This is a genomic window from Desulforamulus aquiferis, from assembly GCF_030577015.1.
Classification (GTDB): domain Bacteria; phylum Bacillota; class Desulfotomaculia; order Desulfotomaculales; family Desulfotomaculaceae; genus Desulfotomaculum; species Desulfotomaculum aquiferis.
On the sequence record NZ_JARPTC010000019.1, the window covers coordinates 51423 to 65160 of the forward strand.

At 44.7% G+C, this 13738-nt stretch carries 17 protein-coding genes and 1 riboswitch; of the genes, 2 read left to right on the plus strand and 15 right to left on the minus strand.

What is annotated here, in order from left to right:
- Positions 1-81 precede the first annotated feature (81 nt).
- Positions 82-666, plus strand: a complete 585-nt coding sequence (locus tag P6N53_RS12570; RefSeq protein ID WP_304543671.1) for a L,D-transpeptidase family protein — start codon at positions 82-84, stop codon at positions 664-666.
- A gap of 2 nt (positions 667-668) precedes the next feature.
- Here the strand turns inward: P6N53_RS12570 and P6N53_RS12575 are convergent, their stop codons facing one another.
- The 13 genes from P6N53_RS12575 to yabG all read right to left on the minus strand — a co-directional run bounded on the left by P6N53_RS12575 (position 669) and on the right by yabG (position 11627).
- Positions 669-1115, minus strand: a complete 447-nt coding sequence (locus tag P6N53_RS12575; protein ID WP_304543673.1) for a DMT family transporter — start codon at positions 1113-1115, stop codon at positions 669-671.
- 119 nt (positions 1116-1234) lie between these two features.
- Positions 1235-1486: a heavy-metal-associated domain-containing protein gene (locus tag P6N53_RS12580; protein ID WP_304543675.1), complete on the minus strand. Its 252-nt coding sequence runs from the start codon at positions 1484-1486 to the stop codon at positions 1235-1237.
- Between the two features lie 142 nt (positions 1487-1628).
- Entirely contained in the window at positions 1629-2741 is a 1113-nt protein-coding gene (locus tag P6N53_RS12585; RefSeq protein ID WP_304543677.1) for a S8 family peptidase, read from the minus strand.
- A gap of 29 nt (positions 2742-2770) precedes the next feature.
- Entirely contained in the window at positions 2771-3304 is a 534-nt protein-coding gene (locus P6N53_RS12590) for a hypothetical protein (protein WP_304543679.1), read from the minus strand.
- 116 nt (positions 3305-3420) lie between these two features.
- Positions 3421-3621: a hypothetical protein gene (locus P6N53_RS12595; RefSeq protein WP_304543683.1), complete on the minus strand. Its 201-nt coding sequence runs from the start codon at positions 3619-3621 to the stop codon at positions 3421-3423.
- Positions 3622-3842: 221 nt separating this feature from the next.
- Positions 3843-4142 carry a YbaB/EbfC family nucleoid-associated protein gene (locus P6N53_RS12600; protein ID WP_304543685.1) on the minus strand — a complete coding sequence of 100 codons (300 nt, stop codon included), beginning with the start codon at positions 4140-4142 and terminating at the stop codon, positions 3843-3845.
- Between the two features lie 5 nt (positions 4143-4147).
- Entirely contained in the window at positions 4148-4465 is a 318-nt protein-coding gene (locus P6N53_RS12605) for a YbaB/EbfC family nucleoid-associated protein (RefSeq protein WP_304543687.1), read from the minus strand.
- 24 nt (positions 4466-4489) lie between these two features.
- Positions 4490-5185 (minus strand): hypothetical protein, encoded by a 696-nt coding sequence (locus P6N53_RS12610; protein WP_304543688.1) that lies wholly within the window; start codon positions 5183-5185, stop codon positions 4490-4492.
- A gap of 141 nt (positions 5186-5326) precedes the next feature.
- A complete protein-coding gene (locus P6N53_RS12615; RefSeq protein WP_304543690.1) occupies positions 5327-6445 on the minus strand; it encodes an SPOCS domain-containing protein in 1119 nt (372 codons plus the stop codon).
- A gap of 30 nt (positions 6446-6475) precedes the next feature.
- Positions 6476-8119 (minus strand): DUF3794 and LysM peptidoglycan-binding domain-containing protein, encoded by a 1644-nt coding sequence (locus P6N53_RS18820; RefSeq protein WP_304543693.1) that lies wholly within the window; start codon positions 8117-8119, stop codon positions 6476-6478.
- A gap of 200 nt (positions 8120-8319) precedes the next feature.
- Complete coding sequence (locus P6N53_RS12625) at positions 8320-9291, minus strand: CAP domain-containing protein (protein WP_304543694.1); 972 nt, start codon at positions 9289-9291, stop codon at positions 8320-8322.
- A gap of 1 nt (position 9292) precedes the next feature.
- Positions 9293-9421, minus strand: a riboswitch (cyclic di-AMP (ydaO/yuaA leader).
- Between the two features lie 214 nt (positions 9422-9635).
- On the minus strand, positions 9636-10643 hold the full coding sequence (locus P6N53_RS12630) for a chymotrypsin family serine protease (protein WP_304543696.1): 1008 nt from the start codon (positions 10641-10643) through the stop codon (positions 9636-9638).
- 66 nt (positions 10644-10709) lie between these two features.
- On the minus strand, positions 10710-11627 hold the full coding sequence (gene yabG, locus P6N53_RS12635) for a sporulation peptidase YabG (RefSeq protein ID WP_304543697.1): 918 nt from the start codon (positions 11625-11627) through the stop codon (positions 10710-10712).
- A 160-nt stretch (positions 11628-11787) separates the two neighbouring features.
- On the opposite strand from yabG, the gene P6N53_RS12640 reads away from it, so the two are divergent.
- Positions 11788-12222 (plus strand): C-GCAxxG-C-C family protein, encoded by a 435-nt coding sequence (locus tag P6N53_RS12640; protein WP_304543699.1) that lies wholly within the window; start codon positions 11788-11790, stop codon positions 12220-12222.
- 80 nt (positions 12223-12302) lie between these two features.
- On the opposite strand, the gene P6N53_RS12645 is transcribed toward P6N53_RS12640, so the two are convergent.
- Together P6N53_RS12645 and rsmA are read right to left on the minus strand one after the other, a co-directional pair.
- Complete coding sequence (locus tag P6N53_RS12645; RefSeq protein WP_304543700.1) at positions 12303-12773, minus strand: ribonuclease H-like YkuK family protein; 471 nt, start codon at positions 12771-12773, stop codon at positions 12303-12305.
- Between the two features lie 34 nt (positions 12774-12807).
- Complete coding sequence (gene rsmA / locus P6N53_RS12650) at positions 12808-13692, minus strand: 16S rRNA (adenine(1518)-N(6)/adenine(1519)-N(6))-dimethyltransferase RsmA (RefSeq protein ID WP_304543702.1); 885 nt, start codon at positions 13690-13692, stop codon at positions 12808-12810.
- Positions 13693-13738: the final 46 nt, after the last annotated feature.

The following is a 13738-nucleotide window of genomic DNA, read 5'->3' on the forward strand; positions in this document are numbered from 1 at the left end:
TTGCAAAATACCTTTTTTACTAGTGGTGAGCTACAAAATCTGTACATAGAATAAACTAAGCCCTTTGGAAGGAGGAAACCTATGTCTAAGATAAATTTTTATCGGGCAGGCATGGAACTGGTAATTGATCCTGCCAGCAGGCAACTGAGTGTATATATGGGGGGGCAATTATCAAAAGCCTACCCCATTGCCGTTGGTAAGCCCTCAACCCCCACACCGGCCGGTAATTATAAGGTCATTAATAAGGTGATCAACCCTGGAGGAGTTTTAGGCAGCCGCTGGATGGGGTTAAACATACCCGGGGGTAATTATGGCATCCACGGCACAAACAACCCCGCATCAATTGGCAATAAAGTATCCCTAGGTTGTATTCGCATGCACAACAAAAATGTTGAGGAACTATTCCCTCAGGTACCCGTAGGAACTCCCGTAGAAGTAAGATCAATCAAGGGCTATAACCAAAAGAGTGTACCAGCCAGCAATCCTAATGTAGATACCGGAACTGGTCCCCCCCTCGATCATTCTGTCTATATTGTTCAACCAGGCGACACCCTTTGGAAAATTGCGGCAAAATTCAACGTTACCCTGGATGCCATAATAGAATCTAATAATCTTACTAATCCCAATATCCTGCAGGTGGGGCAGCAGATAAATATACCTAGATAGAATCATTTCTTGAGCAGCAAGAAGGCTCCTGTAGCCATTAACAAGGTTCCGCCCACATGATACCAACTGAAAGGAATTCGCTCAACTCCAAACAACCCCAGGTGGTCGATAGCTGCTGCCGTCAAAACCTGTCCCACAATAATGGCCGTGGTAGCTGGCGCCACCCCTACTACAGGAATTGCACGTGCCACCATATAAATAATCAATACACTAAGGACACCACCAAGATAGGTATACCATGGAGCACTGGCCCATTTGCCAAGGTCGCAGGTTCCCAAATGACAGATGAATACCAATACTCCAACCACAACCGTTCCAACGGCATGAACTATAAAAGTAGTTTCCCAAAGGCCGATTATCTTGCCTAAAGCACTGTTCAGGGTTCCCTGCAGGGCCATGGTTAAGCCTGAAGTGGCAGCTATTATTAGTGCCAGTAATTTACCGTTCATAGGCCACCTCCCAAGTATGTCAATCAGAATAAAAAAAGCAAAAGGGGAAGCAGAGGGACGTTCTTTTGCTTCCTGCTCCTCTGCTTCTACTAACCATATTTAGCCTATATAATACACCCTTACACTAAAATATCATGCCCCAGAGTTCTAAGTGTCCCCCTTAGGAAATCAAGGTGAATGGCCCCTGGATCAAAGTCAATAGAAACGGTGCTCTCCTCTAGATTAACCATTACCTTGTCCACTCCATCGATCTGGGATAGGTAGGTTTCTATTTCCTCCTTGTCATGGATACCCCCTTGTAACCCGCCTACTTTAAAAGTTTTTGTCATGTTTTGGTGATTTTTAATACGTGGGTCGCTCAATTCTATCACCTCCCCTTCATCTATTTTCTGCCACAGCAGGGAGCATTATACCCCTAAGAAAGGCAACAAGAAAGGTACGCTTAATCAGTATCATTAAGCGTACCTTAATTATGAAGAATTTATTTATACTGACCCAATGGGCCAGGTGTTGTTATAAAAAGTCTCCTTGTATTGCTGTATCTACCCGGGTTATCCCCGCGCCGGTCATTGACTTAGCCGGCCATTTCTGCGCTTTAGCTCCTGATAATAACCTCCGACGCAGTACATCAATCCCTTCTCCGGGGTACCTAGCCCTAAGGAGTGCAGCGGCACCGCTAACATGGGCCGCAGCCATGGAGCTACCGCTTAAACTGACATAAGAGCCCCATTTATAAGAGGAAATAATGCTGCTCCCCGGGGCCAGCAGGTCAACCTCCGGCCCACTGCTGCTATAACTAGCCAATCTACCCCTACTGTCCACTGCAGCTATGCAAAGTGTTTCGTCAAAAACTGCAGGATAATCAACAGTACCAGGTTCACCATCATTTCCGGCGGCGGCTACTATCAAGAGCCCGTGCTCATGCGCCGTCCGAACTGCTTCTTCAAACGCCCGGCTATATTTGTCTGTGCCGAAACTCATATTGACTACGTCAATTCTGTTATATAAGCACCATTGTAAGGCCTCAATTGCTCCCAGAATCGTTCCGTTGCCAATCTCATCTAGTACCTTAACCGAGTAAAGCCATGCTTCCGGTGCCACACCTATAACTCCACTGTCACTATCTTCAGAGGCAATGATCCCGGCAATGTGAGTTCCATGGCCGTTATCATCCTGGAAAGATGCACCCCGCTTAATCAGGTTTATCCCGCCCTTAAGATTAGTCCTTAAATCGGGATGTTCCCCGTCTATTCCAGAGTCAACAACCGCAACCCTTACTCCCCTACCCCTGGTTTCTTGCCAGCAAATATCAGCTCCAATATAGTGGACTCCCCAGGGTATTAGTTGTTCATTCTCCCACCAGGTCAGCTTATTTTTTTGGTGTAACCATGGCAGCAATTTTATTTTAATATTTTCTTCAATTGCCAAAACCCCACCGGTAGCCATTATTTCCGCATCCGAAACTTCTCCTGGCACCATACAAAATACACCGTTGATATTAGGCAGGGTTCGGACTTCCTGCGCTCCCATCCAGTTAATTAGCCCGAAATGGGGCGGGGTCAGTTCGCCACGGTGGAGGCGAGTCTTAAATAATATAATTCTTTCCCTTGACTTGGTTTCGACCATAGCCTCATCCCTCCGACCCCTTAAAAGAACTATTCTTCCAGCTTCTCATCCTGCTTCGCTTTAACGACTTCATTATTTTCGCCAAATAGCCCCTGGAGAAGGCCCCCCAGTGGACTAAGCACCGCAGCTAAATCAACAGGTTCCTTAGTTTGATTTGCTGATCTGGTTGAGCTTTGAGCTTCACCACTTTTAACCGTTGTTGAAATCGAGTCTAACATCACCCCGAGGCTTCCAGCTACAATATCCATAATCCTACCTGTGACCTTTACTCCTTTAATCACCTTACGCACGGTATCTTCCACAGATAAGTCTCTGCTCTGAACTTCTTCCTGAATAGAAAGTTTCTCTACAAGTTTATTAAGTTTTGCCAGTCTCCTATCCAGTTGTTCCTCAGCCTCTCTCTGAAGCTCAACCTTTGCCATAATCTCAACAAGCTTATCCATGTTTCCCAGCACACCGGAAACCTGGTCCAGTTCACTTCCTCTTTGTTCATAGATGTTTTCCACCCTTGAGACCAGCTGCTCTAGGTTGCTGGCGAGCCGGTTGCTGGATTTTTTGGCCACCTTAATCAACTCCTTACCCTAACTTACACCAGCTCAATTTGATCCTTGGATGAAAGGGCTACACAAGGGTGTAGCCCTTTCAAAGAAAAAGGATTCAAAACTTTTGTACTTACTAATTAGCAAAACGAGAAGCAGCAGCAGAAGATAGCCAGTGCCAGGAACAGATATAAGCCGAGTAGATGTAGAGGCAGTAGGCCACAGAAAACCAAAGCAATACCGATAATAAACAGGGCCAGCAATAGGCAGCAGCACAAACCTAAATTACCACCGTAACCTCCGGCAACTTTTTCCTTGATGCTTTCTAGCACGTTAGACATCAAAATTCCTCCTTATGTTAAACTCCATGAACGATTTCCCGGGACCGTTCTTACATTAAATTATGAGGAAATCATACTTTGTGTTACAGGATGTAAAGACAAATTTTTCATGTGGAAGTAAAAAAAGGACGTCCGAGCTATCGGGCCATCCTTTCAAATACAATAATTAATGCTTCTTTTGGTTATTCTAGGTCTCCTACTTGGATGTAAATACCACAAATTTAAAACAGCCCGGGCAGATTAGATAGATTAAGTCCCGTAATTTTAGAAACTTCCTCCTTTGCTTTTTCCTTACTATTTGACTGGGCAGCGTTATAAGCCTCTATTATCATCTGACCCAGTTCTATAGAATCTATTTGGCCAACAAGATCCGGATTAAATCGTACTGCCAGTATATTTTGCTGCCCATTCATGATTACTTTTACTACTCCTTTTCCACCGTTCCCCTCAACGGTGAGACTTTTTAGTGTTTCCTGTAAACCTTGCATTTGCCCTATTATTTTGGACATATTTCCAAGCAAGCGTCTCACCCCCTATTTTGGAACATGTTTATATAGTTGCCAATATTAATTCCTGTTAATTTAGCTACCTCTTCCTGCACTTTGTTTCTAGTTTCCTGCTGACTAATTCTGAGACTTTCCACAACAAGATCTTCTAATTGGGTAATATCACCTTTGATCAAATCCGGGTTGATTTTAATTCCTTGAAGCTGCTGGGAACCATCCATTAGAACACTTACAGCTCCATCTCCCACTGATATTTCCACACTTATTCCTTTTAGGGATTCTTGCATGTTTTGCACCTGGGATAATATACCACCTAAGTTTCCAAACACCTTGTTCATAACCTCCTTATTGGAAGATGTAATTTAGCCCAGTCTAGGATCCCACTTAAGGATTCCCCTGGGACCCGGAAACTCTTTCCTTGGTATTTCCCTAACGGGTTTGCTTTTCTCTTCCGGCTGGGGAGCAACTTCCTCCTTTTTCGGAACCTCTTTATTCTTTGGTGGTTCCGGTTGACGCATATGTCCGGGACCCATCATATTAGCCAGCACTCCCACTAGGGCGGCGGGGTTAATTCCCCCTGCTCCCTGTCCCCCTCCCAGCATTCCGGCTAAGGCTGCCAGCAGGGCGGGGTCAATACCACCTTTTACCGGCTCCCCCTGTCCTTGACCCCTCTGGTGAGGGCCACCAATCATTCCAGCCAGTGCAGCTAAAAGCCCGGGGTCTATATAACCCATTCCTGGCACGGGATTTTGTGTTGCTGCAGGCGTTGGGTCAGGTACAGTACCCCCTAGCATGCCGGCTATTTGGCCAGCCAATTCTCCGGTTCCCCTGACCTTTTGGTCATCTGGAAGAATTTTGTTCATGCAGTTGACAATTCCTAACAGATTCATCAAGGCTAAAAGTATCATCGTATTATTTTGGTCTGCACCATTAATTGCCTGAAAATTTAACAGCTTTAGCAATGATTCGTGCAGGCCTTGGGACAATAATTCCCCCTGTTCCTGGTGCTTCGTTTCATCCCTTGAATTAAGCCTTTCTTCTTCCTTACTATTCTCCACCCCGGTCCCCCCTTTGGTAAAACGCTAACACTATAGTATATGTATGCAGCCAGTCATGGTGCTCCTTAATAAAGTTTATTAGCCTGGTATAAATAGGAAGTCGCCCGAAAACGGACGACTTCCCATAATACCTTTAAATAACTAGGCGCGCACCACCAATGTGGCATCATCAATTAAAACATAGCCTACATTTGCATCACTATTTGGAGTAAACGTAATCTGTACATACCCAGAGGCAGCCCCCTCAGGAGCAGGACTGGATAACAAGCATCTCTGTACCCAGTTTCCTGGAGTTAGCTCCTCATCCTGAATAAGAACTACTCCGGTAGAATTAATAATTCTACCTACATCATCAATAAATACCACCCTGGCCTCAACTGTATAATCAACCGTTGCTCCTAACAGGGGAATTACTTCCTGAATATAGAAGCAAAATTCATATCTTAGGCCGGGTCGGATAGCTCCCGGTGGAATTTGCTGTACCAGGGAAGCAACGTTAGCCGGATTAGCAAAGGGGGCAGTTGGATCCTGTGGATTAACCGGAGGTCCGCCTAATCCCACTGAGTAGGTTCCATTGGTTCTGCCGGGCTGACCAACAACGTAGTTGCTTCCCCCCCACACTGCCAGCACATTTCCTGCAAAGGCCTCAAAGCCAGTATTGGATAACACTTGTTGACCAATTAAATCATCGGGCGGAGAGCAAGTCTGAATAAATACCTGCTGATCCTCGGTTATCTTTAAGATAAAGGTAATATTGGCAATCTGCTGTACCCGGCTGGCCTTTAACATCTCAAAGCTTAGGTCAACATCCACATCACGGAAGTCGATATCAATATTTTGGGGAGCACCTACCACTAAAGGCGGCCTTAACTCTACACTTTTTCTAAATGGCACATCCTCGCCCACGTGGCGTACGTCATCATCCCTATCAACATAATAGACTTGTTTGTGCAGTGTTCCGGTTACATTAATTCTGCGTATCTCAGATGGGCTCACGCAATTTTTATCACCAAAATGAACTGTCGCCTTCTTGCTGGGGCAAGGTCCTGTTCCTACCCCTCCCACCATTGTCGGACTAAAGACTGGCTCAGCCTCCAGATCCCTCACTACCACATCGATATGGTCTACTTTTTTGGCTTGCTCAGGAAGACAAAGTACATTATCCACCATTACTGAGGAAGGTACATCGGCTATGACGATGGGTAGTTTAACCAGAACGCACTCACCTGTAAAGGCTACCGGAAATAAACCGTTAGGCATGTTTTTACCTCCTTTTAAAGTAATTTATATTTAACCCTTGGCTACGCAAGGAATTCTAATAACATCTCCTACATTCAAGGAATCAGGATCAGTAATTTGTGGATTAACAGCCAAGATGGCCTGAACAGTGGTCCCAAAGCGCTGGGCTAACCTGGCCAAAGTATCACCCCTGGCAATGGTATAATTAAAGGTGGTACCTGGCACACAAACTTCCGGCTCCACTGTTGGAGTAGGAGTTGGTTCAGGAGTGGGCTCAGGTAATATTACCTCGGTAACAACTTGTCGTCTAACAGTCTCAGTTACCCTGGCACAAACTTCTAAGACAGCCTCTAATACCAAATCGCAGCTATCCATCTTAGCATTAGTCCACTCTACATTTACAACAATCTCTACACTGTCGTCGGGACGGGCACCAGGAACATCAATAAATGTCTTAAAGGAAACTTTTCTATGGATCATATGAACTGCTTGATCTTTCTTTAATGCAACATATAGCACCTGGAACTCTACAGTTCCCCGGACCAGTACTTTGTCATTAATTACATTCTTATCCTTAATGGTGATATCACGGATAATTACTTCCTTAACCTTGTCAATATCTGGCTTCTCTGCAGGAGGTTCTTGGGCATCCCTGACAACTACCTGCTTGCAAGCTTCCCCTACAAGGCTTTCAACATCCAAGGTGGCAGTCTTAACAGTTTCGGCACCTATAACCTCTGTAATTACATTGACCTCGCGATCCTCAACCACCCGGGCCCTCACCTTGAGAACGATGGTAACAGATATATTGCAAGCATCTGTATCCGATACATCCGCATCACAAGTTTCGACCATAACGTCAACATAGACGTCCATATCCTGCTCTGCACCTGGGATTTCAATGAATGTATTAAATTTGAAGGTCTGGCTCAAGGTGTGAACTGTCTGGTCATCCTTGAGTGCCGTGTAAACGCATTCCATATCCACTTCGCCATCAATAATTACTTTGTTCCTAATTATTTTAGCGTTGGTTATTTCCACATCACACATGCACTTGTGAACCTTCTCAATATCGGGTTTATCCCTGGGTAGTTCAAATTCCTGGTCGATAAGTACCTGCTTTGTCCGGGAACCAACAACATGCTCCAAAGTCATAACTTCAGATTCACACTCAAAACCTTCTGGACATTCCACCAAGGCGTCAACTTCAACTTCCTCAGTTACCCTTACAGTAACCATTATTACCGCAGCAACATCCCAATCATCGGCACATTTGGGGTCTCTGGTCAGGCTCACATCCTCTACTACAATGTCAACTTCAACTTCCATGCCCGGTCTGGCACCTGGAACATCAACAAAGTCGGTAAAGTCTAGTTCCTCATGAAAGGTGTGAACAGACTGATCCTTCTTAAAGGCCTCGTACATAACTTCCAGCTTTAAAACGCCCTCAACAACTACCTTGTTGGGAATTATGTTTACTTTTTTAAGCCTTCCTACTGCATAGGTTGAAAGGACCCTGTCAACCTCTGGCTTAGCTTCTGGTACAGAGATAGTACCACGCACTATGGTCTGCTCAGTATTTTCAGCGACTACCTCTTGCACCCTGAGCTTCTCTGTTCTCAGCGGCATGGTTGTGGCTCTTTCATAGGTGCGTGATTTGCGGTACCGCGACTTAGACAGTTTCTTCATGGCCATTTATCGTAGCCTCCTTTCAGAATATCTCCTTAATATATATATTGGATTGGCTGGAGAAATGTGCTGAAAATGTGGTCAATCCTTAAGAAAAAGCAAAAAAACAGGAGGAAATATATCCTCCTGCTACCTTATTGTGGTAATTCTTTTCATTTTCCTATTGCTTGCTTGTCTATCCTTGTTATCTAGTCCTTTATATCTCGTTACCTACGGGCAAACATTTGTACCCAGATATAACCATAGCCATTGTAACTTTGGGTAATCCCTACACCCAGTTCATTAAAGTTGGCGTTTAGAATATTGGCCCTGTGTCCAGGGCTGTTCATCCAATCCTTCATCACCTGCTCAGCGGTCCTCTGTCCCATGGCGATATTTTCACCTGCAGCAGTATAGCTTATCCCATATTTTCTCATCATATCAAAGGGTGAGCCATAAGTAGGAGATGTATGGGAAAAGTATTTCTTCTGCAGCATGTCCTGGGCTTTTAGCTGTGCAACCTGGGTTAAATCCTGTTTAGCCACCACGGGCTTTAATCCTTGCTTTGCCCTTTCTACATTCACCAAATCTACCACCTGCTTCTGAAGATCCGTCATAAAAGACTCAGAGGGGGCTGGCTGGGGCGCTGGCTCTGGTGTTGGTGTTGGTGTTGGTGTTGGTGTTGGTGTTGGCTGTGGAGTTGGCTTAGGCGCTGGTTGAGGCGCCGGCTGTACCTGGACATTTTTCTTGGCAGCTAGAAGCTGTACGCATAGCAAACCATTTTTAGTATCAGTAATAACTAACCCTATGCTGTTATACTTGCTATTTAATAGGGACTGACTTGCATACTTTGCTAGTTGCTTATCAACAAGGGTTTTTACGTCTGCGCCGCTAACCATTGTTTGTCCAAGGGAGCTATAGCCACCGTTTACTGCAATCTGATATAGCATAGATTGCCCAGGAATTTGACCAGTTGACTGATAAGATTTTAAATTTTTAGCAGCTTGGGCAGATAAATTAGCATCATAAACTAATGCCGGAAGACCTGCTTTGGTTCTGGCCTGGTTAATTTGCTCTACCATTTTGAGTTCGTCTCCTGCAGCGGCCTGGGCAGGCTGAGGGGACATTAGAGGCAACAGAATTGCCAGCAGGAACAAGGTAGCCAAAAACATAGGTGCTTTTCTTAACCGATAATACATTCTTTTCTCTCCTTTTTGCCTCCGGAGTTAGCTGACGGGTTCGGGCAAGGATAACCCTACTTTTGAAAAAGATTCACCCCAGAATCGGTTCCTCCGTACCCAGTTGTCTAGGATTCGGCTTGTTATTAGCTATACCGGTAAATTCCGGTTAAATAGCCTGTCCTTACTATACACAAAAAATGGGTTATCTTACAAAACCCGTAATCCCTGTAAATATTTTATTATGTATGCTGAATAAGGTTATTGTCGAAATTTCTGGTTTTTTACTCACTATTAAACACCTATACCATACATTACCATGAAACAAAAACCCCGGGCTCAACGTCCCGGGGTTTAAGCATATTTTATAGGTCTATGTTTAATTTGTCCAGTACTGTTTTTATGTGGTTAAAAACTGTAACCTTATCTGAACCGGCAAAGAGAAGACCTACTGCTTTATTGCCCTCTGTGAGCACCAGGGAACCACTGTCTCCCCCCTGGGATTTCATATCTGTAATCACCTGGTCAGAAAAATGGGCTGAGTTTTCATCATCAAGTTTAACGTCCAGGGTGACTGCCACAGCCGTTACCTTCCCCCTGGTGATACCGGTCGTGCGGCCACTTTTAACCACCGGCATTCCCGGTTTTGCCTCAGCAATTCCGTTAACTGGCCCCAGTCCAAGGATCTCCTCGGTAATTAAATCCGGACTCATGGGGCGGGCAACGGCGCAATCCACAATATTAGCTGGGCCGCCCCGTTTAAAAAACTTTAAATCATAGCTGGGTCTGATGGCATGCACAAATACATTAGCCAACCTGGCTGCTCCGTTAGCTATGGGACAAGTGGCAGGGGCTTCCCCCTTTTGCATAGGTATATATCGAACCAGTGTTGCTATGCGGTTATCCTTAGTTCCCCCGTCATACTCTCCAGGTTGAAAAACTGGATCTCCTATTGCGGCTCTCCCATCATTTCCACTGGAAGCATTAGCCAGGATATGGTTGTTTGATAAAATTAGTTTTTCCCCATTATTCCTATCCCTTACAACTGCTCCAAAGGTCCCGGCACTAACCCGATAATGGCCAATACTGAGTCCCGGCTGAGCCGGCCTGCTTACTTTCTTTCTATCCACATCCAGCAGCCTTACCTCGCCAATTTCAATAACATCTGTTTCCAGTCCATTAATTTTAAATGGCACTTGCTGCTCCCTGGAAAGGTTTTCCATGGGCTCTTTCTTTTTGACAAAAACAATAATTGCCGGCTGCTCAGTACGGGTCATTCCCACCTGCTTGTGACCGACTCCCACTCCAACCACATTCCTCATGCTTAATAATTTCCACCTGGCACGGTCCAGGGTTTTGATAAACTTATCCATAAAGGAAATCCCTCCCTAAAAAATCCTAGACCATCTTATGCTGGACTTTTAGGAAGGGCTACCCTTTTAAAATTCTGTTTTCGGCACACCAAGACGGTGTTTACCCCTTGTTTCCACTCCTCCTATACCATCAAAACCAGTGATGGTACTGGAAATAATCTCCCTAATGGCAATGGGATCGTGGATTGAGGTATAGGCAATTTTCTCAACAACAAATACTGGGTCGAAGGCATGAATCAAAACCCTTTTAGGCGAACTAGCAAAATTGGCCCCGGAGCTTAATATTGCCTCATAGCAGGATTGGCAGGCCCCTGCAAATATCACCAGGTCATCCCTGCTCTTTTCGAAGGATCTAGCAATTTTTACTGACTCAATAAAATATTTAGTGTTATGATAATTTTCTATGTCTGTGAAGTCCTTGACTCCTTTTTTTAATCCATCATGCCCGGTAAGTACTAAAATATCGGGGTAGTGCTTTTCTAGTAACTCTTGAACTCTTTTAGGTTGTTCCTTTTCGCTTATTGCATAGCCATAGGCTGGTATGGAGAGATTGCGATAGGTGGTCATGCAGAGCTCCAAGTAATCCTTATCTCCATCTAGGTGAAGTACACTACCGGGCACATCAAAACCCTCGACATTATCACCCTTTTTATCTTCCTTTTTATCTGCCGAGCGCCCCATCATACAATTGCCGTCTGTACATCTTTTTAGCCTCAGTGCTCTTTCCTCAATTCTTCTCCTCATTACCCTATCCATAACTTCAGCATTTTTCCTTAAAGTATTGGTCCAGTAGCTTGCTATCTCTTTAGCATCAATTTTTTCCAGATCATCCACAAGGGCACTGGCATAAAGGCGAATATCAAGCCCCTTGAGATTAGCATACACCTTCCCGTCGTCTCCCCGGAAAACACTCAATACCTTAAAAAACAAATCTCTGCTATATGATTTTCGGGCGACTATATCTCCCTCTTTGATTACAGACAACTATATTCCCCCCTCCCCTAATTTACTTCATCCTATGAATAAGAAGGATTAGTTGTGATTGTTCGTTCAGGGAGGGTTGGATTTTATCAAACTGACTTGTATGCATCATGATTTTTTGATATGATTTTTTTAAAGTGTTCTGCGAAATGGGGGAATTAAAATGTCCAAAGTGGAAAAAGCTGTCTCCTGCTTTGAGCAGGGCTTTCTTTGTTCCCAAGCGGTTTTATCTACCTTCAGTACTGATTTGGGCCTGGACAAAGAAACTGCCCTGAAGGTCTCAGGTGCCTTCGGGGGAGGAATGGCCAGAATGGGAGAGGTCTGTGGAGCGGTAACCGGTGCCTACATGGTCATTGGTCTTAAGTATTCTAGCACAAGGGCTGAAGATAGTGGTTTCAGGGAAAAGACCTACCAACTGGTCAAGCTTTTCAATGATGACTTTAGCTCAAGAAACGGCTCTATTAAATGCAAGGAGCTACTTGGCTGTGATATAAGCACTTCCGAAGGCCTCCAAAGGGCCAGAGATCAAAAATTATTCTCCTCTGTCTGTCCAAATCTGATCCGGGATGCAGCAAATCTTTTGGAGAAAATTCTTTAGAATACAAACGCCACCTGCAATGGTGGCGTTAAACTTTATCTAATAATTTCGGCTACCCCAGGTTTTATCTAATCTAATTCTTATTTAGTATACCTATCCGCAACACTGGAAGCAGCAAAGGAATCAGGCTTTATCTTAGCCTGAAAGCCGCTCCCGGTAACCATCCCCACAACCTCACGAATGAGGTCCTTGGTCTCTCCCTGGTGCCCAACATCAATATGTATCTCTACATTAAACTCTTCCATACCTGTTCTGGCCAGATAATCAGTAATCCTAGCCCCCAGTTCCAAACTCATGGTAGTTTCATAGAAAATCTTTTGACGCAGGCTAATGATTTTACGTTGGCTCAGTTTTCGATAAAAAAACCGGGCCCCCTTTCCCCTTCGGTGGACGATTACTGCCGTAACAAAGCAGGTTTCCCGTCTTACCTGGGAGTCTGTTCCCACCACAATTTTGTAAGATGAGCAGGGAAGTCCCTTGATATAATTTAAGATATCCTCCATCATCTCTTCAAAATTCATTTTCCCCTTTGATGGGCTAGTAAAATCCATATGTGGGCCTCCATGGGCAGTATTCGTTGCGGGTTTAGCCCCTTATGCTCATTTCAAATGTATTAGCCAGTGCAGCAAACTCATCCAACGAAAGGGTCTCACCACGTCTGGTTGGATTTATACCCGTTTCAACCAGCACCTCACTCCATGTTTCCTTACTTGCTAAGCCAGAACCCGTTAATGAATTTATCAGGGTCTTCCTCCTCTGTCCAAAGGCAGCCCTAACAACCTTAAAAAAGGTTTCCTCACTTATCAGGGTAACCGGGGGAACCTTCCTCCGGGTCAAGCGAATTACCGCTGAATCCACCTCCGGGGCCGGGAAGAAAACGGTCTTAGGGACCCTGATAACCACCTCTGGAACGGTGTAGTATTGCACAGCCACACTGAGACTACCATAATCCTTTCCTCCAGGTGAAGCCTGCAGCCTTTCGGCAACCTCCCTTTGCATCATAACCACCAGTATATCCAGATTAAAACCTCCGGTTAGCATATGCATAAGAATTGGTGTAGTTATGTAGTAAGGCAAATTTGCCACCAGTTTATAGGCCTTTCCTTCGGGACCAAATTGTTTGTCAGTTCGGTCAGCGGCCAATTGATCAAAGTTAATTTTCAAGGCATCTCCATGAACCACCTCAGCATTTGGTAAGTGTCCTAAGGTCTCGTCCAAAATGGGGAGTAGATTTTGATCAATCTCCACTGCTAAAACCTTCCCGGCTGATTGGGCAATTCTCCTGGTCAAAACCCCCAGACCCGGTCCAATCTCAAATACCAGATCCTTCTGGGTTAAATGGGCAGCATCAACAATTTTATCTATGATATTAGCATCCAGTAAGAAGTTCTGACCTAAAGCCTTACGTACCTTGAAGCCGTGGCTATTAATGATCTGCCTCACAACAGCGGGCGAAGTTAGTTCACGCAATTATTTACCGTTCCTTCCATACATTTTATACTTATATTATACCCGC